The organism is Pseudooceanicola aquaeponti, assembly GCF_050897975.1.
Lineage (GTDB): Bacteria > Pseudomonadota > Alphaproteobacteria > Rhodobacterales > Rhodobacteraceae > Pseudooceanicola.
In genome coordinates this window covers 314,662-335,081 of sequence record NZ_JBPAXY010000001.1, presented here as the reverse complement: position 1 = coordinate 335,081, position 20,420 = coordinate 314,662, and the positions used below count along the sequence as shown (strand labels likewise).

Below are 20,420 nucleotides of genomic sequence, written 5' to 3'. Positions count from 1 at the left end.
GTCCGGGCCGCGCTATCCCGCCAGGCCCGGCACGCGATAGGCCAGGGCCTCGGCCAGGTGGGGGCGGCGGATCTGCGCCTCTCCGTCCAGATCGGCGATGGTGCGCGCCACCCGCAGCACCCGGTGATAGCCGCGCGCCGAGAGGCCGAATCGTTCCGCCGCACGGCCCAGCAGCTCACGCCCCTCAGTATCGGGGGCCGCGACCTCGTCCAGCAAAGTCCCCGACAGATCCGCGTTCAGCTGCATCCGATCGGCGCCCGCGTAGCGCCGCGCTTGCACCTGTCGGGCCGCCTCGACCCGGGCGCGGATCGTGGCCGAGCTTTCGCCGGTGGCGGGGGCGTCCAGCTGGCGATAGTCCACCGCAGGCACCTCGAGGCGCAGATCGAAGCGGTCCATCAGCGGGCCTGAAATCTTGCCCAGGTATTTTTCCGAACATTTCGGCGCCTTGGAACAGGCGCGCCCCGCATCGTGCAGATAGCCGCAGCGGCAGGGGTTGGCGGCGGCGATCAGCAGGAAGCGGCAGGGATAGCGCACATGGGCATTGGCGCGCGACACCGTCACCTCGCCGGTCTCCATCGGCTGGCGCAGGGTGTCCAGCACGGCGGGGGCGAACTCGGGCATTTCATCAAGGAACAGCACCCCGTTATGGGCCAGGCTGATCTCGCCCGGTTGGGCGCCGCGCCCGCCGCCGACGATGGCGGCGGTCGAGGCAGTGTGATGGGGTTCCATGAAGGGGGGCGAGCAGCTGAGCCCGCCGCCCTCCAGCAGCCCGGCCAGGGAATGGACGATCGAGGTTTCCAGCGCCTCGCGCGGGGAAAGATCCGGCAGCAGGCCCGGCATCCGCTTGGCCAGCATGGATTTTCCCGCACCGGGTGGCCCCAGCATCAGCACATGGTGGCGTCCGGCGGCGGCGATCTCCAGCGCGCGTTTGGCCTTTTCCTGACCGCGCACATCGCGCAGGTCAGGGGGCGGCAGGGCGCGGGTGACCTGGCCTGCCTCGGCCTGGGGCAGGGGCATCTGTCCCGTGAGGTGGCGCACCAGATCGCCCAGGGTGCCCGCGCCGATGACCCGGGTCGCCTCGCTCCAGGCGGCCTCGGCGGCGGAGGCGGCGGCGCAAAGCAGCCCGCGCCCCTCTTCCGCCGCGCACATGGCCGCGGGCAGGGCGCCCGCCACCGGGATCAGCTTGCCATCCAGCGACAGCTCGCCCAGGGCCGCGTGTTCCTCGGCCGCCTCCGAGGGCACCACCTTCAGCGCCGCCAGGATCGCCAGGGCAATGGGCAGGTCGTAGTGGCTGCCCGCCTTGGGCATGTCGGCGGGCGAGAGGTTGATGGTGATCCGTTGCGAGGGCAGGGCGATCCGCATCGTGGCCAGGGCCGCGCGCACCCTTTCGCGGGCCTCGGACACGGCCTTGTCGGGCAGGCCGACGATGGAAAAGCCGGGCACCCCGGGCGACAGCGCGCATTGCACCTCGACCGGGGCCGCCTCGGCGCCGTGAAAGGCAACAGTGTAAGTCCTCAGCATCCTGGTGTCCCCCCAAAGGCCCGACGGGCGGGATGGAAACCATGGTTAACGGCGCAGATCTTAGGACTTGGTTAACGCCGGGCCGGGCCAGGGGCCCAGGGGCAGGGGCTGGGCATAGGGGGCGGGCGCGTCGAAGACCTCGGTCAGGGCCAGGGCGCGCCAGCGGCGGATCGACGGGTGGGCCAGCATGGCGGCGGTATAGGCCGCCAGCCGGTCCGAGACCGGCAGGCCGTAGCCCGCGATGCGCAGGGCCACGGGGGCGTAGAAGGCATCGGCCAGCGACCAGGTGCCGAAGATCCAGGGGCCGTCTGCGTTCCGCTGGGTTTCGGCGTAGGCAAACAGCTGATCCAGCCGGGCCAGATCGGCGGCGACCGCCGCGCTGACCTCGAAATCCTGGTACTGGCCCAGCACCTGCATCGGGCAGGCGGCGCGCAGGGCGGCGAAGCCCGCGTGCATCTCGGCCACCAGCCAGCGCGCGGCGGCGCGGGCCGCGGGGGCGGCGGGCCAAAGGCCGGCCCCGGGGTGGGCCTCGGCCAGATGCTCGGCCATGGCCAGGGTCTCGCCCAGCACCAGCCCCTCGGGGGTGCGCATCGCCGGCACCAGCCGCGCCGGGGCCAGGCCATGGGCGGCCAGTTCCGCGGGCAGGTCGCCGCCGTAGAGGTTCAGCATCCGGGTCTTGACCGGCAGGTCGAAAGGATCGAACATCAGCCAGCCGCGCAGCGACCAGCTTGAATAGGTGCGCGCACCGATGAAAAGCTCGTAGGGCATGGGGATCTCCGCTGTTGTAGCCACAGCCTAGCCCCGAAATCACATCACGAAGAATGATTATTTGAGCTGATTTCCATCAATATTCGTGATGTATTCGCTATGGGCGAGGGTCGCGATCCGCGCTCCCGCAGGGCTGCCGCCAGGGCCATAGTCGATGCGCGTCACCGACAGCGGCGCCACCGGGTGGCGCAGCACCTCGCGCGGGGCTTCGGCGCGGTGGCGGGCGACCTGGCCCAGGATCACCGCGAAATGGCAGACCGCGATCACGTCGCCCCCCTCGGCCATCAGCGCATCCAGCGCGGCCGAGCTGCGCGCCGCCATGGCGTTCCAGCTTTCGCCGCCCGGCGGCGCCACCTCGCCCGGGTCGGTCCAGTAGGCGCGCGACAGATCGGGGTCGCGGGCCTCGATCTCGGCGGAGCTGAGCATCTCCCAGGCGCCGAAGTGGATCTCGCGCAGGGCCGGGGCCTCGGGCAGGCGCTGGCGCCCCGGGGCGGCCAGGGCATCGGCGGTGGCCCGGGTGCGCGACAGGTCCGAAGAGATCAGCCGCGCCCGGGCGGGCAAATAGGCCGACAGGGCGGCGATCCGCGCCTGATCGGACAGATCGGCGGGCAGATCGGACCAGCCCACCATGCATTTGGCATGGGTCGGGCCGTGGCGGACCAGGAACAGGCGGCTCATGGCAGCGCCCCTTTCAGCACATTGGGCAACCCGGCGATGACCTGCACCACGCAATCGGCCTGGCGGGCGAGCGCGATGTTCAGCCGCCCCTGAGCCTCGCGAAAGCGGCGGGTCAGGGCGTCGGCGGGCACGATGCCCTGGCCAAGCTCGTTGCTGACCGTCACCACCGGGGCCGGGCAGGCGGCCAGGGCGGCCAGCAGGCGGGCCTGGGCGTCCTCCAGGTCGGCGCCGGAAAACATCTGGTTGCTCAACCACATGGTGGCGCAATCGAAAAGGACGGGCACCTGCGCGGCGGCCAGGGCCGGGCCGGGATCCAGCGGCGCCTCGACCAGCTGCCAGCCGGGCCCGCGCCGCGCCGCATGGGCCGCGATCTTCGCCGCCATCTCGTCGTCATGGGCCTGGGCGGAGGCCAGATAGAGCCGCTCTGGCCCCATCTCGCAGACCAGGTTTTCGGCGAAATCAGACTTGCCCGACGCCGCGCCGCCCAGGATCAGGATCCGTCGTGCCGACATTTTTTGCCTCCGCAATGGAACCTTAAGGGGATCTCGCGCGTATAGCCTGCGACAGAGCCGAGTCAAAGAGGCGGCGAAAAGGTGCGCAAGGCGTGCCCCGCCTACCAGACAGAGGGGACAGACGACGTGCGGACCGAGACAACGACGATGCCGCTATCGCGGGTGGCGATGAAGGCCGAACTGCTGGATGCAGAGACCGAACTGGAACTGGCCTATGCCTGGCGCGACAGGCGCGACACCGCCGCCCTGCATCGTCTGGTGACCGCCTACATGCGGCTGGCCATCTCGATGGCGTCGAAATACCGCCGCTACGGCGCGCCGATGAACGACCTGATCCAGGAAGCGGGACTGGGTCTGATGAAGGCCGCCGACAAGTTCGACCCCGACCGGGGCGTGCGCTTTTCGACCTATGCGGTCTGGTGGATCAAGGCCTCGATCCAGGACTACGTGATGCGCAACTGGTCGATGGTGCGCACCGGGTCCACCTCGTCGCAGAAATCCCTGTTCTTCAACATGCGCCGCGTCCAGGCCCGGCTAGAGCGCGAGGCGCTGGCGCGCGGCGAGGAAATCGACATGCACCAGCTGCGCCAGTTGATCGCCACCGAGGTGGGCGTGCCGCTGCGCGATGTCGAGATGATGGAGGGGCGGCTGTCGGGCTCTGACTTCTCGCTGAACGCCACGCAAAGCGCCGATGAAGAGGGGCGCGAATGGATCGACACGATCGAGGATGACGGCGCCCAGGCGGATGAGCTGGTGGCCGAAAGCCATGACCTGTCGGCCCTGCGCCGCTGGCTGGCAGGCGCCATGTCGAAGCTGAACGAACGTGAACGCCATATTGTCGCCGAGCGCAAGCTGCGCGACACGCCGCGCACCCTGGAAAGTCTGGGCCAGGAGCTGGGCCTGTCGAAGGAACGGGTGCGCCAGCTGGAGGCCGCGGCCTTTGCCAAGATGCGCAAGACGCTGGAGGGCGAATCCGCCGAGGCCCAGGCCCTGCTGCACTAGGTCGCGCGCGGATCCTGGGATCAAAGGCGGGCGTTCCCGAAAGGGGCGCCCGCCTTTGCTTGTGCCTGCCGGGGCGGCGTTCTACTCTGCTCGGCAAAGGCCGCGCGGCGGTGAAGCAAGGGGCGAAAGATGCTGGCAGGCAAGAGAATCCTTTTGATCGTCGGCGGTGGCATTGCCGCCTTCAAGATCCCCCATCTGATCCGCCTGCTGCGCGGGCAGGGAGCCGCCGTCACCCCGGTGATGACCCGCGCCGCCGGTGAGTTCGTGACGCCCCTGACCCTGGCCGCCCTGGCGGGCGAAAAGGTGCATGAGGCGCTCTTCGATCTGACCTCCGAGGCCGAGATGGGCCATATCGAGCTGTCGCGCTCGGCCGATCTGGTGGTCGTGGCGCCTGCCACCGCCGATCTGATGGCGAAGATGGCGCAAGGCCACGCCGACGACCTGGCCTCGACCCTGCTGCTGGCCACCGACACGCCCGTGCTGATTGCGCCCGCGATGAACGTGCGCATGTGGGACCACGCCGCCACGCAGCGCAACATCGCCACGCTGAAGGGCGACGGCATCGCCTTTGTCGGCCCCGATGAGGGCGACATGGCCTGCGGCGAATACGGCCCCGGCCGCATGGCCGAGCCCGAGGCGATCCTGGCCGCGATCCGCGCCCAGTTTGCCGCAGGCCCCCTGGCGGGGCGGCGGGTGCTGGTAACCTCGGGGCCGACCCATGAACCCATCGATCCGGTGCGCTATATCGCCAACCGTTCCTCCGGGGCGCAGGGCACGGCGATTGCCCGGGCGCTGGCCGATCTGGGCGCCGATGTCACCTTCGTCACAGGCCCCGCCGATGTGCCCCCGCCCGCGGGCGTCGAGGTGGTACGCGTCGAGACCGCGCAGCAGATGCTGGCCGCCGTCGAGGCCGCAGGCGCGGTCGAGGCCGCCGTCTTTGCCGCCGCCGTCGCCGACTGGCGCGTCGCCTCGGCCTCTGGCTCGAAGATCAAGAAGCAGAAGGGCGCCCCACTGCCGGTGCTGGAGTTCGCCGAGAACCCCGACATCCTGGCCACCATCGCGCAAAAGACCGAAGGGCGCCCCCGGCTGGTGGTGGGCTTTGCCGCCGAAACCGACGACGTGGTGGCCCATGCCACGGCGAAACGGGCGCGCAAGGGCTGCGACTGGATCCTGGCCAATGACGTCAGCCCGGCGACCGGCATCATGGGGGGCACGGAAAACGCGGTGGTGCTGATCTCGGATGCGGGCGCCGAGCCCTGGCCGCGCATGGACAAGGCGGCGGTGGCCGAGAAACTGGCGGCCCGTATCGCCGAGGCGCTGGACGCCTGACCGACACCTTAATTCAGGACAAGACGACAATGCGGAAACTGGCCATTCGGATCATGTGGGACGAGGGCGCGGACCAGGGCCTGGGCCTGCCCGCCTATGAAAGCGCGGGTGCGGCGGGGGCGGATCTGCGCGCCAACCTGCCCGACCGGGGCGAGATCGAACTGGCGCCGGGCAGCCGCGCGCTGGTGCCCACGGGGCTGCGCCTGGCGATCCCCGAAGGCTTCGAGGTGCAGCTGCGGCCGCGCTCTGGCCTGGCGCTGAAACACGGGATCACCCTGCCCAACAGCCCGGGCACCATCGACAGCGATTATCGCGGCCCCCTGGGGGTGATCGTGCTGAACGCGGGCACCGAACCCTTCATCATCAGCCATGGCGACCGCATCGCGCAGATGCTGGTGGCGCCGGTGATCCAGGCGCAGTTCGCCCTGGTCGAGGCGCTGGACGCGACCGCGCGGGGCGAGGGTGGTTTCGGCTCGACCGGGCGAGGCTAGGGCGCCATGGGCTGGATCCTTTTCCTGGCCCTGGTGCTGTGGCTGGCGGGCGGGCAGTTCGGCGTCTCGCGCCGCGCGCGCGGCGCGGTGGTGCTTGGCGCCTACCTCTGCCTGCTGGCGCTGCTGTTTGCCCTGCCCGAAACCCACCCGATGCGCGCCGCCCTCGGCCCCCGGGCCGCCTGGCTGATGCTGGGTGGCGTGGCGGTGCTGGTGCTGGCCTATCGTCAGGGCCTGGGCGCCCTGCGCGCCCGCGCCGGGGCCACCGAGGCGGCGGCGACGCCCGATACCCCCGCCCCCCTCTTTTCCGAGGCCGAGCTGGAGCGTTACGCCCGACACATCGTCCTGCGTGAACTGGGCGGTCCGGGGCAGAAGGCGCTGAAAGAGGCGCGGGTGCTGGTGATCGGCGCGGGGGGCCTGGGCTCGCCCGCGCTGCTGTACCTCGCGGCGGCGGGCGTCGGTCGGATCGGGGTGATCGACGCCGACACCGTCTCGGCCTCGAACCTGCAACGGCAGGTGATCCACCGCGACGCCGACATCGGCCTGCCCAAGGTGCAATCGGCCCAGGCCGCCCTGCTGGCCCTCAACCCCCATATCGAGGTGCGCCCCTATCAGCGCCCCTTCGACGACAGTATCGCCGCCGAACTGCTGGCCGAGTATGACATCCTTCTGGACGGCAGCGACAATTTCGAAACCCGCTATCTGGCCAACCGCGTGGCGGTGGCGGCGGGAAAACCGCTGGTCTCGGGCGCCCTGTCGCAATGGGAAGGGCAGGTTTCGATCTTCGACCCGGCGCGCGGCGCGCCCTGCTACCAATGCCTCTTCCCCAAGGCGCCTGCGCCCGAACTGGCCCCCTCCTGCGCCATGGCGGGGGTACTGGCGCCCCTGCCCGGCGTCGTCGGCGCCATGATGGCGGTCGAGACGGTGAAACGCATCACCGGCGCCGGGGCCACGCTGACCGGTGAAATGCTGATCTACGATGCCCTCTGGGGCGAGACCCGAAAAATCGCGCTGACACCCCGGGCCGACTGCCCCTGCTGCGGCGCTAGCCAAAAGGACAGATCATGACCAACCCGCTGCTCGCCCCCTGGGACACGCCCTTTGGCCTGCCGCCCTTCGACCGCATCCGCGACGAGGATTTCGCCCCCGCGTTGGAAGAGGCCCTGGCCGCTCATGAGGAAGAGATCGCCGATATCGCCGACAACCCCGATGCGCCCAGCTTCGACAATACGATCCTGGCGCTCGAGGCCTCGGGCGAGAAGCTCGAAAAGGTGCTGGCGCCCTTCTTTGCCCTGGCCGGCGCCGACAGCACGCCTGCGCGCGAGGCCCTGCAACGCGCGTTTTCGCCGAAGCTGGCGGCGCATTTCGCCGATATCAACGCCAACCGAGACCTCTTCGCCCGGGTGGCCATGCTGTGGGAAACCCGCGACGATCTGGGCCTGAATGCCGATCAGGCGCGGCTGCTTTACCTGTCACACCGGGGTTTCATCCGCGCAGGCGCCGCGCTGACCGGCGACAAGGCCAAGCGGATGAAAGAGATCATGGGGCGGCTGGCCGAGCTGGGCACCGCCTTTACCCAGAACCTGCTGGCCGATGAACGCGATTGGTTCATGGAACTGGCCGAGGCCGATCTGGCCCCGCTGCCCGCCTTCCTGGCCTCTGCCGCCCGCGCCGCAGGGGCCGAGCGCGACCGCGCGGCGCCGGTGATCACCCTGTCGCGCTCGCTGATCGTACCCTTCCTGCAATTCTCGCCCGACCGCGCCCTGCGGCAGAAGGCCTTCACCGCCTGGACCGCGCGCGGCGCGGGCGGCGGGGCCACCGACAACCGCGAGATCGTGAAAGAGATCCTGGTCCTGCGCGAGGAACGCGCCCATTTGCTGGGCTACGAGAATTTCGCCCGGTTCAAGCTGGAACCCGAGATGGCCCATACGCCGGACCGGGTCCGCGACCTGCTGATGCAGGTCTGGACCCCCGCCCGCGCCAGCGCCCTGGCCGATCAGGCCGAGATGGAAAAGCTGCTGACGGCGGATGGCGGGGCGCTGCCCTTCCAGCCCTGGGACTGGCGCTACTACGCCGAGAAGCGGCGCAAGGCGCTCCATGACATCGACGAGACGGCGCTGAAACCCTACCTGCAACTGGACCGGATGATCGAGGCGGCCTTCGACTGCGCAAGCCGCCTCTTCGGGCTGACTTTCGAAGAGATCACGCTGCCCGGCTACCACCCCGATTGCCGCCATTTCGAGGTAAAACGGAACGGCGAACATCTGGCGCTGTTCATCGGCGACTATTTCGCCCGCGCCTCGAAACGCTCGGGCGCCTGGTGTTCGGCGATCCGCGCCCAGGCAAAGCTGCCGCGCGACCAAAGCCCGATCGTGGTCAATGTCTGCAACTTCACCAAACCCGCCCCGGGCGAGGCGGCGCTGCTGAGCTATGACGACGCGCGCACGCTCTTCCACGAGTTCGGCCATGCCCTGCACCAGATGCTGTCCGACGTGACCTATGAACGCGTCTCGGGCACCTCTGTCAGCCGCGATTTCGTCGAACTGCCCAGCCAGCTTTATGAACACTGGCTGGAGGTGCCCGAGGTGCTGCAACGCTTCGCCACCCATGTGGAGACGGGCGAGGCGATGCCGGCCGAGATGCTGGAAAAGGTGCTGGGCGCGGCGACCTTCGACATGGGCTTTGCCACGGTGGAATATATCGCCTCGGCCCTGGTGGATCTGGAGTTCCACGACGGCGCCGCCCCCGCCGACCCGATGCAGAAGCAGCAAGAGGTGCTGGACGGCATCGGGATGCCCCCTGCCATCGTCATGCGCCACGCCACGCCGCAATTCGCCCATGTCTTCTCGGGCGACGGCTATTCCTCGGGCTATTACAGCTACATGTGGTCCGAGGTGATGGATGCCGACGCCTTCGAGGCCTTCGAGGAGGCGGGCGATGCCTTCGACCCGGCCACCGCCAAGGCGCTGGAAGAGGACATCCTGTCGAAGGGCGGCTCGGTCGAGGCGGACGAGCTTTACACCCGGTTCCGCGGCCGGATGCCCGGGCCCGAGGCCCTGCTGAAGGGGCGCGGCCTGGCCGCCGAGTGAGGCAAGGGGAGGGGGCTTTGCTCCCTCTGTCGCCTGCGGCGCCATTCACCCCCAGGATATTTGGGGCCTAAAAATAGATGGGGCGGGGCGCTCTGCCCGCCTGTGGCAAGAGAAAGGCCGCCCGGAGCTTGGGTGGCCTTTGTCTATTTTTGGGCCAGAAATATCCCGGGGGTCCGGGGGCTGGCCCCCGGTCCCGTCCGCGGGGTCAGCTCGAGACCTGTTCGCGCAGGATCGCCATGGTCAGCGAGATCATCAGATAGGCCCCTGACAGCACCAGGAAGACCAGGATCGTGTTCTCGAAGGCGCGGGGATAGGTCGGGTCTTCGGGCGCCACGGGGCGGACCGAGGTGGTCAGGTAGCGCACCTGGCGGTTCGCCTCCAGCTCGGTCTGTTTCTCGTTTTGCAGCGCCGATTGCAGGAAGAGGTCGGCGGTGGCCAGGTCGGCCTGGGCCATCTGGATCTGTGCCGTGTCGGCGGCCAGCGAGGCGCCGTCGCTGCGCGCCTCGGTCATTCGGGCGTTGAGCCGTTCCAGCAGCTGGTTCAGCCGGTCGATATCGGCCTGCACCCCGTCCACCCGGGCCTGGTTGGGCCGGGCGTTGTCCATCAGCGCCGCCAGTTGCAGCTCTTTCTCCTGCAACTGGATCTCATAGGTCGAGATCTGGGTGCGCAGCGTGCCGATCACCGCCTCGGGGTCGACCAGGGTGCCTTCCTGAAGCCGCACCAGCGCCTCCTGGGCCTCGCGGCGTTCGGCCTTGGCCCGTTCCAGGCTTTCGCGGGCCGATTGCATGGCGTCGTCGCGCTTGCGCAGCGACAGTTCGTCCACCCGCTGTTCCGCATAGGCGATCAGCTGGCGCGAGAACTCGGCGGCGGTCTCGGGGTCTTCGGCGGCGACCTCCATCTTGATCACGCCTTCGGTCGGGTCGTAGCCGATCTTCACGTATTTCTTGTAGACCTTGTAGGCCTCTTCCGTGCTCGGATCGGGGGGCAGGCGCTGGATCGGGTCGATGGCGGGGTTGGCGAAGTGACCGGCGAAATCCTGGTCTTCGTTCAGCCGCACCATGGCGTCCTTCGATTGCAGATAGCTTTGGACCGCGATGCTGTCCTGGTTGGTGGCAAACTGCGTGCCCGACAGCAGGCCGCCCAGGGGCCCGGCCGAGGTGGCGTCGGCCTGAAGGATCAGGAATTCCGACTTGGCGGCATACATGGGCGTGGCGACGCGGTAGTAGTAATAGCCCGCCAGCAGGGTGGGCAGGAAGACGAAGAAGGTCAGCCGCGTCAGCAGTTGCAGGGTCTTGCGGCGGCGGCGGCGCGAGATGTCGCGCTGAATTTCCATGATCTCGCGCTGGCGCCGTTCCGACAGGCCGCCCGGCGGCGGTGCCTTGCGCGGTGCGGCCTGGGCGGGCAGCTGCGCGCCTCCGGGGCCTGCGGGCACGGTCTGCGGCAGGGCCACGCCGTCGCCCTCGGTGGGGCTCAGGGCCTTGCCGCTGTTCTGCGGCAGCACCTCCAGCATGTTGGCGCGCTTGAAGGGGTCGATGCCACGGGCACGCAGCAGGCGCACGGCGTCGAAATCCGAGGTCGGCGCCAGCCCGTGTTTCTGGGCCACCCGCCGCGCCATGCGCAGCTGGCGCCCGGTCAGTCCTTCCTTGCGGATCGCGTCCAGATCCTCTTCGGCGCGGATCTCGCCCGGGGCGCTGACATCGCCCTCGCGCAGCGGCGGCTGGCCTGCGCCACGCGGCGGCAGGCTGCGCGGGTGCAGGGGTTCGGGCGCCGGTTGCGGGCGCGGCTGAGGGGCGGCTTCGGCCTCGGTCTCGGGCGGCGGGGCAGGGCGGCTGGCGGCGCGCGGCGCCTCTTCCGCCTCGGGCCGGGGCGCGGGGCGGGTCGGGGTGACGCGGCCCTGGGGCGCCTCTGCATTGGCCGCTGGACCGGGGGCGGGGGCCGGACCGGGACCGGTGGCGTCGGCGCGCGCAGGCTGCGGCGTGGGACGGCGGGTCGGATGGGCCTCTTCGGGGCTTTGGGCGCGCAGCCGTTCCAGCGTCATGGCCCGGCGTTCGGCCAGGCTTTGCGGGCGCTCTGCCTCGGGGGCGTGCTCTGCCTCGGGCGGGGTCGCGGACAGGCCGTCATCACCCGACCCCGGCAGGTCGGTCGCGCCGGGGCTGCGGCGGATGCGGAATTTTCTAGCCTTGGGTTTCGTAGTCATAGAGCTGCTTCGCTTCTTCCAAGGTATCGAACATGTACAGTTTGCCGTCGCGCAGAACGGCGGCCTCGCGGGCGAATTTCTCCAGCGTCTTGGGCTGGTGCGAAACGATGATCACCGTCGTCGTCTCCAGCCGTTCGCGCAGGATGTCGCCCGCCTTGCGGTTGAACTCCACATCGGTGGAGTTGGGCATCCCTTCGTCGATCAGATAGATGTCGAAATCCAGCGCCAGCAGCAGGGCGAAGCTGAACCGCGCCCGCATCCCCGAGGAATAGGTGCCCAAGGGTTGGTCGAAATATTCCCCCAGACCGCAAAGCCAGCGGCAGAAGGCCTCGACATAGTCCGGGTCCAGCCCGTAGAGCCGCGCGATATAGCGCGAGTTCTCCATGGCCGAGTGTTTCTTGATCACGCCGCCCATGAAGCCCAGCGGGAAAGAGATGTTGCACATCCGCCGGATCTCGCCCTCGTCGGGTTTCTCCAGCCCGGCCATCATGTTGATGACCGTGGTCTTGCCGGTGCCGTTCGGCGCCAGGATGCCCAGCGACCGGCCCAGCTCGACCCGGAAGGAGACCTTGTCCAGGATCACCTTGTGCTGAGAGCCGGTCCAGAAGGACTTGCTGACGTTTATGAACTCGAGCATGGGGGCTCCGGCGGCTGGTTCTACCCGATCTTTGGCGGATCGTTCTTGTTGCCCAATCCGGGCTTTTGAAAATCATTATGTCTGATCCGAGAACGACATGCCAAGGGAACCCGGCGAAATTGTGACCCGGAAAAGACAATCCCCGGCAGCGGGGCTGCCGGGGAACGTGGGTGTTTCGGTTGGGCGCCAGGCGCCCCGATGGGGGCGCTGTGGGCCGCGCGGTCGGGCCTAGACGCGGACCTTTTGCACCCGGCAGAGCAGCCCTGCCACGAAGGAGATCCCGGCGGCGGCAAAGCTGAAGAGCGCCCCCATCTTGGCGGCGTCCTGCACCGGCCCGGCCTCGAAGGCCACCGAGGCGATGAAGAGCGAGACGGTAAAGCCGATGGCCGCGACGCAGCCCACCACCAGCAGGTCGATGCTGCGCATCCCCTCGGGCAGGCCAAGTTTCAGGACATGGGCACCGATCATCCCCATGATCAGGATGCCCACGGGCTTGCCGATCAGCAGGCCTGCCAGCACCAGCCAGGTGGGTTCGGAAATGGCGTTGAACTCGACCCCCGCATTCATCAGGCCGAAGAAGAACAGCACGATTTCGACGGGGTGTTTCAGGGCGTGTTCGATGTGGTTCAGCAGGTCGGTCAGGTACTGTTCGGCCTCGCTGAAGATACCGAAGGCGCGGTCGGCATGGGGGATCGTCGGCACGATGGGCAGCAGGCCCAGGGCCGGGTGGATACCGGCGCGCATGAAGCCGTACCAGCTGATGCAGGCGGCGACGAGGTAGGGCCAGAAGCCCAGCTTTTCGCGCATCCAGGTCGAGTTCGGGCGCGCCTGGTTGTGCCGGTCCATGCGGCGCGGCAGGGCGTTGAAGAAGACGAAGACGGCCACGGCGGCGGCCAGCGACAGCAGCAGCCATTCGGGGGCCAGTTCGCCCGAGGGATAGAAGATCGCCAGGATGATCAGGCCCGCCGCGTCATCGGCGATGGCCAGCAGCAGCAGGAAGCGCACCGCCGGGTGCCCCGCGCCGAAGACCAGGCGGCCCACCAGGTAGGAGAAGGCAATGTCGGTGGCCGTGGGGATCGCCCAGCCGTTCTTCACCGCGTCATAGGTGTCAGAGCCAAAGACCATGGCCAGGCCCAGGTAGACCAGGATCGGCCCCAGCATCCCGCCTGCGGTGGCAAACAGCGGCGTCGCCGCCTTCTTGCCGCGCAGCGAGCCGTTTTCCAGGATCACCGCCTCCCAGACTTCCTTCGCCGCGATGGCAAAGAAGAAGGCCATCAGCATGTCATTGACCAGGTAGTGCAGCGACAGTTCGCGGTAGGCCACCGTGCCGTCCTCGGCCATGTGGGCCGCGCCGATGGGCGCGTGATCCCAGATCACCAGGTGGACGAAATGGTGATAGCTGTCGGCGTCCAGATTGGCCCATCCCAGGGCGATCAGCGCGCCCAGGATCAGCAACAGCGAATAGTTGGTTACGAAATTCCAGACGCGATACATGAAAGCCCTCACCCATTTCCCGGTCATCTTTGACGGTGGGTTAAGGCTTTTTCCCGAGGACGGCAACAGGTGCGGGGGCTTCACCAAGGGGGCTGGTCCTTCCTTCCGCTTGCTTTTCAGGCAGCTGCGGGGCGGCGGGCCCGGGGGCGCCGCGTAACCGCACGGCCAGGGGGCGCGCCCCATCTTGATGCAATCTGGCACCGCCCTCTTCAAGAAGAAGTTAAGGCGCCCGGGGGCGCGGGGCGGGCCCGGGGGGCAAAACGCCCCGCCGGGATGCGGCGGGGCGTCGGGCCTTCACTTGCTGTGGCACCGCCTGGCCAGGATCAGGCCACCAGGTTCCAGGCCAGTCCGGCCAGCACCGCGCCCAGGATGGCCAGGCCCAGATAGGCGGCGAAGACGCGCGGTTTCACCAGCGCCCAGACCGCCACGGCGGCGGGAACCGAGCTGACACCGCCCGCGATGACAAAGGACATCGCGGCGCCGGGGGCCATGCCCTGGCTCAGCAGACCGTCGACCAGCGGCACGGCGGCGTAGCCGTTCAGATAGGCCGGCGCACCGACCACCGCGCCCAGGATCACCGGCAGCACGCCCTCGCCACCCAGCACAGAGGCGATCCATTCGGCGGGCAGATAGCGCAGCATCACCGCCTCCAGCACATAGGCCAGGGCCAGCCACTTGCCGAGGAACAGCAGGTTTTCCAGCGCCGTGTCGCGGAAGGTCTCGCGCCGGGGCGCCTCGCGCCAGAAGGCCCAGACCGGGGTGCCCTGGAAGGGTTTCTTCGGCCCGCAACCGCAGCCGCCCACATTGGGCCGCGCCTTCAGCGGGTCGGCGAAGACGGCCGAGCCCTTCATCAGCATCACCACCCCGCCGCCGAAAAGGCCCAGGGCCACGGCGGCCACGGTCTTGCCGATGGCAAAGTCGAAGCCCAGGGTGCCCGCAGTGATCGAGAACATCGCCGGATCCATCAGTGGCGAGGCCAGCCAGAAGGCCATGACCGCCGACAGCGGCGCGCCCATGGTCAGCAGGGCGGCGATGAAGGGGATCACCTGGCAGGAACAGAAGGGCGACAGGCCCCCCAGCAGGGCCGCCATCAGGATCATGTGGGTCTCGCGCCCCTCGAAGGCGCGGCCCAGCAGGGTCTCGGCGCCCGAGGCCTTCATATAGGCCACCGCCAGCACGGCAAAGAGCAGGAAGGGCAGGGTGCCCAGGAAGGCCGCCGCCGCCAGGCGTACCGCCTCGGGCAGATAGACGGCATCGAACAGGCCGATGGCCGCCAGGATCAGCGCCAGCGCCAGCCAGGCGCCATCCAGATGCGCCCGCAGGCTACGGTAACGGGTCAGGATCATCTCAGTCATCGCAGGTCTCTTTGCACTCAGGGGCCGCATCGGCGCAGCAGTTTTCCAGCAAGAAGGCCGAGAGGGCCTTCAGGTCGTCATAGGCCACCGCCGCGCAAAGGATCGACCGGCCCTGTTTCTCCTGCCGGACCAGACCGGCCTGGGTCAGGATCTTCAGGTGGTGGGTCAGGGTCGATCCGGTGACGCCGGTGCGTTCGCCCAGCTCGCCGATGCGCAGCCCGCCCTGGCCCGCGCGCACCAGGGTGCGCAGCACGGTCAGGCGTTGTTCGCTGCCCAGGGCGGCGAAGGTCGAGGCGGCATGGGCGAGGCTGAGGTCTTGGAGGTCTGATTGTTTCATGATTATCGAAATATCCGAGTCGAGAGCGTCTGTCACGACATTTCTACAATCTTCGAAATGTTTGGGGCCATTTGTCTTTTGCCCGGGCCGGGGCCAGATAGCTGTCATGGATGAGTTGCTGACCCAGATCCGCGCCTGCCGCCTTTGCGCGCCGCGCTTTGCCGCCACCCGGACGGCGCATCGGCCCGCCCCGGTGGTCTGGCTGGACTCGCGCGCCCGGATCCTGGTGGCGGGGCAGGCGCCGGGGATCCAGGCGCATGAGAAACAGCGCCCCTTCGACGACCGCTCGGGCGACCGGCTGCGCGACTGGATGGGGGTGACGAAGGGGGAGTTCTACGATCTCGCCAACCTGGCCTTCCTGCCCGCCGCCTTCTGCTTTCCGGGCTATGACGCGAAGGGGTCGGACCTGCCGCCGCCCGCGATCTGTGCCCAGACCTGGCACGATCGCGTGATGGCCGGCCTGCCGGATCTGCGCCTGACCCTGCTGATCGGCGCCTATTCGCAGCGCTTTCACCTGGGCACCCGCGCGCCCCTGACCCAGACCGTGGCGGGCTGGCGCGACCATCTGCCGGGGGCCTTGCCCTTGCCTCATCCCTCCTGGCGCAATACGGCATGGCTAAAGCGCAACCCCTGGTTCGAAACCGATCTGCTGCCGGTGCTGCGCGCCGCTGTGCGAAAGGCCCTTTCATGAGTGACCCGACCCCTCTCGATCTTGCCCATGCCGCGATGGAGGCCGCCCCCGCCGAGGATGCCGCCCGCCTGCGTTTCTACGAACGGCTGGCGGATTCCGAGCTGTTCCTGCTGCTGAGCGCCGAGGCCGAGGGCGAGACCGCCGCGCCCGAGATGTTCCCGGTGGAAGATGTGAACTTCGTCCTGGTCTTCGACCGTGAGGAACGGCTGTCGGCCTTCACCGGGCGGCCCTCGCCCTATGCGGCCATGTCGGGCCGGGTGATCGCCGATCAGCTGGCAGGGCAGGGCGTGGGCCTGGCGGTGAACCTGGAAACCCCCTCGGCCATCCTGATCCCGCCCGAGGCGGTCAGCTGGCTGGCCGAGACCGTGGCCCATGCGCCGTCTGAGGTCGAGGCCAATATCGAGGCCTTCCACCCGCCCGCGGGCCTGCCCGAGGCGCTGGTGACGGCGCTGGACACGAAACTGGCCACCGCCCGTGGCCTGGCCGACTGCGCCTTCCTGGCGGGCACCGAGGACGACCGGGGCCGCCGCTCGCACATGCTGGCCTTCATCGACGCGGTGCCGGGTGCCGAAGGGGCCCTGGCCAAGGCCGCGTCGGAGGCGCTGACCTTCTCGGGCATCGAGGCGGGCGAGATGGACGTGGCCTTCTTCCGCGCCTCCGAGCTGCATTCGGCCGCCCTGGCGCGGGTCGGCCTGCGCTTCGACCTGCCGAAAGCGGCGGAACCGCAGGAGTTGAGCCGCGCCGCGCCCGGATCGGACCCCGACAGCCCGCCGATCCTGCGCTGAAGTCGGTCGGGCAGGGGGCGCTGCCCCCCTTGCGCCCGTGCCGGGCGCAATTCCCCCCGGAGTATTTCCAGCCATCGAATGGGAAGAGGTTCTTTCTTCTATTCGATGGCTAAAAATACTCCCGCCGGAGGCATGGCGCGAAAGCGCCATATCGCGGCGCGGGCCTTGACGATGGGGGGCTGCCGCTCCACCTTCCGCCAGACCCGCTCCGGGAGCTTTGAGGACAGAGATTTGAGCAGAGCCGCGCCGCCCTTTTCCCGCTACGAATGGATGATCGCCTGGCGCTACATGCGCGCGCGCCGCGCCGAAGGGGGCGTGTCGGTGATGACCTGGATCTCCCTCGTGGGGATCTCGCTGGCGGTCTTCGCCCTGATCGCCACCCTGTCGGTGCGCGCGGGCTTCCGGGCCGAGTTCGTCGACACGATCCTGGGGGCCAATGCCCATGTGACCGTGCTGAATTCTGCCGAGGCCCAGGCCAATGGCACCCTGTCCCGCGCGATCACCGATTACGACGCCCGGGCCGAACGGATCGCGGGGGTCGAGGGCGTGACCCGGGCCGCGCCGCTGATCAAGTCGCAGCTGATGGCCAATGCCAATGGCCGCAACGCGGGCGTCGAGGTCTTCGGCATCCGCGCCGCCGATCTGGCCGCCATCCCCCGCATCGCCGAGCCGCTGGAGGCGCAGGGCGACCTGGCGCGCTTTGACGAGGGGATCGCCATCGGATCCGGCGTGGCACGCGAACTGGGGGTGATGGCGGGCGACCGGGTGAAGCTGATCTCGCCCGATGGGGTGAAGACCGCCTTCGGCACCAGCCCCCGCGTCAAGACCTACGAGGTGGTCTATGTCTTCACCGCCGGGCGCTATGACATCGACCGCACCCGCCTTTACATGCCCTTCGCCGAGGCCCAGAGCTTTTTCAACCGCGAGGGGGTGGCCGATGAGATCGAGGTCATGGTCGAGGACCCCGACCGGGTCGATCGCTACGCCATTCCGGTCCTTATCGCGGCCGGAGAGCGGGCGCTGATCTGGACCTGGCGCGATGCCTCGGGCGCCTTTCTGCGCGCGCTGACGGTCGAGGACAATGTGATGTTCATCATCATGTCCATTCTGGTGCTGATCGCCTCGCTGAACATCACCTCGGGCCTGGTGATGCTGGTCAAGAACAAGGGCCGCGATATCGGCATCCTGCGCACCATGGGCCTGACCGAGGGGGCGGTGCTGCGGGTCTTCTTCATCTGCGGCGCCTTCACCGGCCTCATCGGCACCGCCGTTGGCCTGGTGCTGGGGGTGCTTTTCTCGCTTTATATCGACCCGATCTTCAGCCTGGTGAACTATCTCTCGGGCGGCGGCGTCTGGGATCCGTCGATCCGCGGCATCTATGCCATTCCGGCCAAGCTGCAACTGGGCGATGTGATCTCTTCCGTGGCGCTGTCGCTGGCCCTGTCCTTCGGCGTCACGATCTTTCCCGCCCGCCGCGCGGCGCGGCTGAACCCGGTGGAGGCGCTGCGCTATGAGTGATCCGGTCCTGACCCTTGAGGCCCTGGTGAAGACCTATAACGCCGGGCAGCCCAACGAGATCACCGTGCTGCGCGAGGCCGGGCTGGTGGTGAACCCGGGCGAGGTGGTGGCGCTGGTCGCCCCCTCGGGCTCTGGCAAGTCGACGCTGCTGCATATCGCGGGGTTGCTGGATGCGCCCGACACGGGCCGGGTGGCGATCAAGGGCGAAGAGGTGACGGGCCTGCCCGACCGCCGCCGCACCGCCATTCGCCGCGAGGAGGTGGGGTTCGTCTACCAGTTCCACCACCTGCTGCCCGAGTTCACGGCGGCCGAGAATATCGAGCTGCCGCAATATGCCGCCGGGCGCACCCGCGCCGAGGCCGCCGCCCGCGCCGCCGACCTGCTGGAGCGCGTGGGCCTGTCGGACCGCGCCGACCACCGCCCCGCCGAACTGTCGGGGGGCGAGCAGCAGCGGGTGGCCTTCTGCCGGGCGCTGGCCAATGCGCCCTCGCTGCTGCTGGCGGACGAGCCGACGGGCAACCTTGACCCCGCCACCTCGGACCGGGTCTTCGACATGCTGGTGGGGCTGGTGCGGGAAACCGGCATGGCGGCGCTGATCGCCACCCACAACCTGGAGCTGGCCGCCCGCATGGACCGGGTGCTGCGCATGGAAGACGGCGCGCTGGTCGCGGGGTAGCCGCGCCGCTGGACCCGGGGCGCGCGGCCTGCCATCGGCGCGCGTCTTTTCAGCTATCGAATGGAAAGGGGCGGTCCCACCCGGGCCGCCCCTTTTGCCGTCTTGTGCCTGGCCCCTCGGGGTCAGTTCAGCAGGTCCGACACGATGCCCAGGGCGGCGGCCACCGTCGCCGTGTCGCGGGCGATGCGGTAGACCTCGTTGTCGTAGCGGACGTAGCGATAGCCATCGCCGGGGTATTGCAGCCCGTAGCGGTCATAGTCGCGGATCACCACATAGCCGTCGGGCAGGCGGTCGCCCAGGCGGTAGACGTGGCGGGTCTGGTCGATGATGACGCTGCGGTCGCCCTGCTGGTGGAACAGCTTCTTGGCCTGGCCGGGGGGGATGTTGCCGCCACCCCAGCCGTTGCCATTCCCGTTGCCCGGGTTGGCATAGGCGGCGCCCGTCAGGGCGGTCAGGGCGGTGAGCGTGGCGAGAACGGTACGTTTCATGGCTGTCTCCTTTCGCAGCAGGTTGGGGGGACAACGCATGAGGGGAGGGGGAGGTTTCTGCGGGGGCAGGGGATGGGCGGGAAGGTGCCGTTCATTTGGTTCCGGGCGCCAAGGGAAGGGAGTGAGCGTCAAATACGCTGCGTTTCGCCAGTTTTAGAGAAAGAGTACCCATCGCTAATTCCGAACACTGATGTCGTTTGAAAAACTTGCCGTTCTCGCTGTCCGTTGCCGCGCGTATATTCGATTGCAAGTCGCAGATGGTTACCTCGTACGTTCTGGTCTCCGAAGTCCCTGGTTGCCGTGCTACCGGAACCGATCGCATTCAAAGTGAAATAGGCTACACGAGAGTGTTCTGTTTCAAGTGAGAGGTTTACCAAAGTAACTGGGCCACCAGCATTGTGTATCTGGAGGCGGCCAAGGCTCACGTAGGCTTGCACACCTAGGTTTGGCAAACCAGTCGCTTTAGGCTTTTCGAAGCTGACGCTGAATAGCGGCTTGGATGCCTCGTCGAGGCGAACTCGTTCGTCTTCTAGCTTCACCTTCTCATGCTCGATCGCCTCCCGGGTCACCTCCAGCATGGCCTTCTGCTGCTCGACCGAGGCGCGCATTTCCCTGGCTTGCAGGTGCAGCGCATCGACGCTGTTTTGCAATTCCTCGCCCTGCTGGAAGAACCCCAGCACCACCCAGAACAGCGCCAGAGGGCCGAAGGCCCCGGCGAGGAAGTCGCCGACCTCATTCAATTCCAGAGGGTGAATCTCGATCAGTCCGAAGAAGGCGAAGACGGGGATGCCGCCGACCAGGCAGATCAGATAGATCTTGGTCCAGCGCATCCCGGTCTGCGCCAGGCGATGAGGA

At 68.4% G+C, this 20,420-nt stretch carries 20 protein-coding genes; 9 read left to right on the top strand and 11 right to left on the bottom strand.

The genetic code is table 11. The features are described from left to right. Positions 1-12: 12 nt before the first annotated feature. The 4 genes from ACRARE_RS01610 to ACRARE_RS01595 are packed head-to-tail and all read right to left on the bottom strand — an operon-like array spanning position 13 to position 3,479. Positions 13-1,521, bottom strand: a complete 1,509-nt coding sequence (locus ACRARE_RS01610) for a YifB family Mg chelatase-like AAA ATPase (RefSeq protein ID WP_432654657.1) — start codon at positions 1,519-1,521, stop codon at positions 13-15. Between the two features lie 60 nt (positions 1,522-1,581). After that, positions 1,582-2,289 carry a glutathione S-transferase gene (locus tag ACRARE_RS01605; protein ID WP_432654656.1) on the bottom strand — a complete coding sequence of 236 codons (708 nt, stop codon included), beginning with the start codon at positions 2,287-2,289 and terminating at the stop codon, positions 1,582-1,584. 57 nt (positions 2,290-2,346) lie between these two features. Further along, positions 2,347-2,967: a histidine phosphatase family protein gene (locus ACRARE_RS01600; protein WP_432654655.1), complete on the bottom strand. Its 621-nt coding sequence runs from the start codon at positions 2,965-2,967 to the stop codon at positions 2,347-2,349. Next, complete coding sequence (locus ACRARE_RS01595; RefSeq protein ID WP_432654654.1) at positions 2,964-3,479, bottom strand: bifunctional adenosylcobinamide kinase/adenosylcobinamide-phosphate guanylyltransferase; 516 nt, start codon at positions 3,477-3,479, stop codon at positions 2,964-2,966. Before ACRARE_RS01595 ends, ACRARE_RS01600 begins: the two co-directional genes overlap by 4 nt. A 168-nt stretch (positions 3,480-3,647) precedes the next feature. On the opposite strand from ACRARE_RS01595, the gene ACRARE_RS01590 reads away from it, so the two are divergent. The 5 genes from ACRARE_RS01590 to ACRARE_RS01570 all read left to right on the top strand — a co-directional run bounded on the left by ACRARE_RS01590 (position 3,648) and on the right by ACRARE_RS01570 (position 9,387). Further along, positions 3,648-4,481: an RNA polymerase factor sigma-32 gene (locus ACRARE_RS01590; protein WP_432655049.1), complete on the top strand. Its 834-nt coding sequence runs from the start codon at positions 3,648-3,650 to the stop codon at positions 4,479-4,481. A gap of 129 nt (positions 4,482-4,610) precedes the next feature. Next, positions 4,611-5,810 carry a bifunctional phosphopantothenoylcysteine decarboxylase/phosphopantothenate--cysteine ligase CoaBC gene (gene coaBC, locus ACRARE_RS01585; RefSeq protein WP_432654653.1) on the top strand — a complete coding sequence of 400 codons (1,200 nt, stop codon included), beginning with the start codon at positions 4,611-4,613 and terminating at the stop codon, positions 5,808-5,810. 29 nt (positions 5,811-5,839) lie between these two features. Further along, complete coding sequence (dut, locus tag ACRARE_RS01580) at positions 5,840-6,301, top strand: dUTP diphosphatase (RefSeq protein ID WP_432654652.1); 462 nt, start codon at positions 5,840-5,842, stop codon at positions 6,299-6,301. A 6-nt stretch (positions 6,302-6,307) separates the two neighbouring features. Continuing rightward, entirely contained in the window at positions 6,308-7,366 is a 1,059-nt protein-coding gene (locus ACRARE_RS01575) for a HesA/MoeB/ThiF family protein (protein WP_432654651.1), read from the top strand. Next, positions 7,363-9,387 (top strand): M3 family metallopeptidase, encoded by a 2,025-nt coding sequence (locus tag ACRARE_RS01570; RefSeq protein WP_432654650.1) that lies wholly within the window; start codon positions 7,363-7,365, stop codon positions 9,385-9,387. The genes ACRARE_RS01575 and ACRARE_RS01570 overlap by 4 nt, the downstream gene beginning before the upstream one ends. A 205-nt stretch (positions 9,388-9,592) precedes the next feature. Here ACRARE_RS01570 and ACRARE_RS01565 read toward each other — a convergent pair whose 3' ends face one another. The 5 genes from ACRARE_RS01565 to ACRARE_RS01545 form a co-directional block, all read right to left on the bottom strand. Beyond that, positions 9,593-11,584 (bottom strand): KpsE/RkpR family capsule polysaccharide export protein, encoded by a 1,992-nt coding sequence (locus tag ACRARE_RS01565; RefSeq protein WP_432654649.1) that lies wholly within the window; start codon positions 11,582-11,584, stop codon positions 9,593-9,595. Further along, positions 11,562-12,221, bottom strand: a complete 660-nt coding sequence (locus tag ACRARE_RS01560) for an ABC transporter ATP-binding protein (protein WP_432654648.1) — start codon at positions 12,219-12,221, stop codon at positions 11,562-11,564. The genes ACRARE_RS01565 and ACRARE_RS01560 overlap by 23 nt, the downstream gene beginning before the upstream one ends. A 228-nt stretch (positions 12,222-12,449) precedes the next feature. Continuing rightward, positions 12,450-13,715 (bottom strand): Na+/H+ antiporter NhaA, encoded by a 1,266-nt coding sequence (locus tag ACRARE_RS01555; RefSeq protein ID WP_432654647.1) that lies wholly within the window; start codon positions 13,713-13,715, stop codon positions 12,450-12,452. A 323-nt stretch (positions 13,716-14,038) separates the two neighbouring features. Then, positions 14,039-15,070 (bottom strand): permease, encoded by a 1,032-nt coding sequence (locus tag ACRARE_RS01550; protein ID WP_432654646.1) that lies wholly within the window; start codon positions 15,068-15,070, stop codon positions 14,039-14,041. Next, positions 15,063-15,407: an ArsR/SmtB family transcription factor gene (locus ACRARE_RS01545; protein ID WP_432654645.1), complete on the bottom strand. Its 345-nt coding sequence runs from the start codon at positions 15,405-15,407 to the stop codon at positions 15,063-15,065. Before ACRARE_RS01545 ends, ACRARE_RS01550 begins: the two co-directional genes overlap by 8 nt. Before the next feature lie 106 nt (positions 15,408-15,513). Between ACRARE_RS01545 and ACRARE_RS01540 the strand changes: the two genes are divergently transcribed. From ACRARE_RS01540 to ACRARE_RS01525, 4 genes are all read left to right on the top strand, one after another. Further along, positions 15,514-16,098: a uracil-DNA glycosylase family protein gene (locus ACRARE_RS01540; RefSeq protein WP_432654644.1), complete on the top strand. Its 585-nt coding sequence runs from the start codon at positions 15,514-15,516 to the stop codon at positions 16,096-16,098. Next, a complete protein-coding gene (locus ACRARE_RS01535) occupies positions 16,095-16,883 on the top strand; it encodes an SseB family protein (RefSeq protein WP_432654643.1) in 789 nt (262 codons plus the stop codon). Before ACRARE_RS01540 ends, ACRARE_RS01535 begins: the two co-directional genes overlap by 4 nt. A gap of 270 nt (positions 16,884-17,153) precedes the next feature. Beyond that, positions 17,154-18,401, top strand: coding sequence for a lipoprotein-releasing ABC transporter permease subunit (locus ACRARE_RS01530; protein ID WP_432655048.1), 1,248 nt, complete (start codon positions 17,154-17,156; stop codon positions 18,399-18,401). Further along, complete coding sequence (locus ACRARE_RS01525) at positions 18,394-19,077, top strand: ABC transporter ATP-binding protein (RefSeq protein WP_432654642.1); 684 nt, start codon at positions 18,394-18,396, stop codon at positions 19,075-19,077. Before ACRARE_RS01530 ends, ACRARE_RS01525 begins: the two co-directional genes overlap by 8 nt. Positions 19,078-19,199: 122 nt before the next feature. On the opposite strand, the gene ACRARE_RS01520 is transcribed toward ACRARE_RS01525, so the two are convergent. Continuing rightward, the gene (locus ACRARE_RS01520) at positions 19,200-19,565 is read right to left on the bottom strand and encodes an RcnB family protein (RefSeq protein ID WP_432654641.1); all 366 of its coding nucleotides are present in this window, start codon (positions 19,563-19,565) and stop codon (positions 19,200-19,202) included. 128 nt (positions 19,566-19,693) lie between these two features. After that, positions 19,694-20,395: a hypothetical protein gene (locus tag ACRARE_RS01515; protein WP_432654640.1), complete on the bottom strand. Its 702-nt coding sequence runs from the start codon at positions 20,393-20,395 to the stop codon at positions 19,694-19,696. Positions 20,396-20,420: the final 25 nt, after the last annotated feature.

Bases quoted from the DNA above. Each gene is read 5' to 3' on its own strand.
- ACRARE_RS01610 (WP_432654657.1), bottom strand. From the start codon at position 1,521: ATGCTGAGGACTTACACTGTTGCCTTTCACGGCGCCGAGGCGGCCCCG.
- ACRARE_RS01605 (WP_432654656.1), bottom strand. From the start codon at position 2,289: ATGCCCTACGAGCTTTTCATCGGTGCGCGCACCTATTCAAGCTGGTCG.
- ACRARE_RS01600 (WP_432654655.1), bottom strand. From the start codon at position 2,967: ATGAGCCGCCTGTTCCTGGTCCGCCACGGCCCGACCCATGCCAAATGC.
- ACRARE_RS01595 (WP_432654654.1), bottom strand. From the start codon at position 3,479: ATGTCGGCACGACGGATCCTGATCCTGGGCGGCGCGGCGTCGGGCAAG.
- ACRARE_RS01590 (WP_432655049.1), top strand. From the start codon at position 3,648: ATGAAGGCCGAACTGCTGGATGCAGAGACCGAACTGGAACTGGCCTAT.
- coaBC (WP_432654653.1), top strand. From the start codon at position 4,611: ATGCTGGCAGGCAAGAGAATCCTTTTGATCGTCGGCGGTGGCATTGCC.
- dut (WP_432654652.1), top strand. From the start codon at position 5,840: ATGCGGAAACTGGCCATTCGGATCATGTGGGACGAGGGCGCGGACCAG.
- ACRARE_RS01575 (WP_432654651.1), top strand. From the start codon at position 6,308: ATGGGCTGGATCCTTTTCCTGGCCCTGGTGCTGTGGCTGGCGGGCGGG.
- ACRARE_RS01570 (WP_432654650.1), top strand. From the start codon at position 7,363: ATGACCAACCCGCTGCTCGCCCCCTGGGACACGCCCTTTGGCCTGCCG.
- ACRARE_RS01565 (WP_432654649.1), bottom strand. From the start codon at position 11,584: ATGACTACGAAACCCAAGGCTAGAAAATTCCGCATCCGCCGCAGCCCC.
- ACRARE_RS01560 (WP_432654648.1), bottom strand. From the start codon at position 12,221: ATGCTCGAGTTCATAAACGTCAGCAAGTCCTTCTGGACCGGCTCTCAG.
- ACRARE_RS01555 (WP_432654647.1), bottom strand. From the start codon at position 13,715: ATGTATCGCGTCTGGAATTTCGTAACCAACTATTCGCTGTTGCTGATC.
- ACRARE_RS01550 (WP_432654646.1), bottom strand. From the start codon at position 15,070: ATGACTGAGATGATCCTGACCCGTTACCGTAGCCTGCGGGCGCATCTG.
- ACRARE_RS01545 (WP_432654645.1), bottom strand. From the start codon at position 15,407: ATGAAACAATCAGACCTCCAAGACCTCAGCCTCGCCCATGCCGCCTCG.
- ACRARE_RS01540 (WP_432654644.1), top strand. From the start codon at position 15,514: ATGGATGAGTTGCTGACCCAGATCCGCGCCTGCCGCCTTTGCGCGCCG.
- ACRARE_RS01535 (WP_432654643.1), top strand. From the start codon at position 16,095: ATGAGTGACCCGACCCCTCTCGATCTTGCCCATGCCGCGATGGAGGCC.
- ACRARE_RS01530 (WP_432655048.1), top strand. From the start codon at position 17,154: ATGATCGCCTGGCGCTACATGCGCGCGCGCCGCGCCGAAGGGGGCGTG.
- ACRARE_RS01525 (WP_432654642.1), top strand. From the start codon at position 18,394: ATGAGTGATCCGGTCCTGACCCTTGAGGCCCTGGTGAAGACCTATAAC.
- ACRARE_RS01520 (WP_432654641.1), bottom strand. From the start codon at position 19,565: ATGAAACGTACCGTTCTCGCCACGCTCACCGCCCTGACCGCCCTGACG.
- ACRARE_RS01515 (WP_432654640.1), bottom strand. From the start codon at position 20,395: ATGCGCTGGACCAAGATCTATCTGATCTGCCTGGTCGGCGGCATCCCC.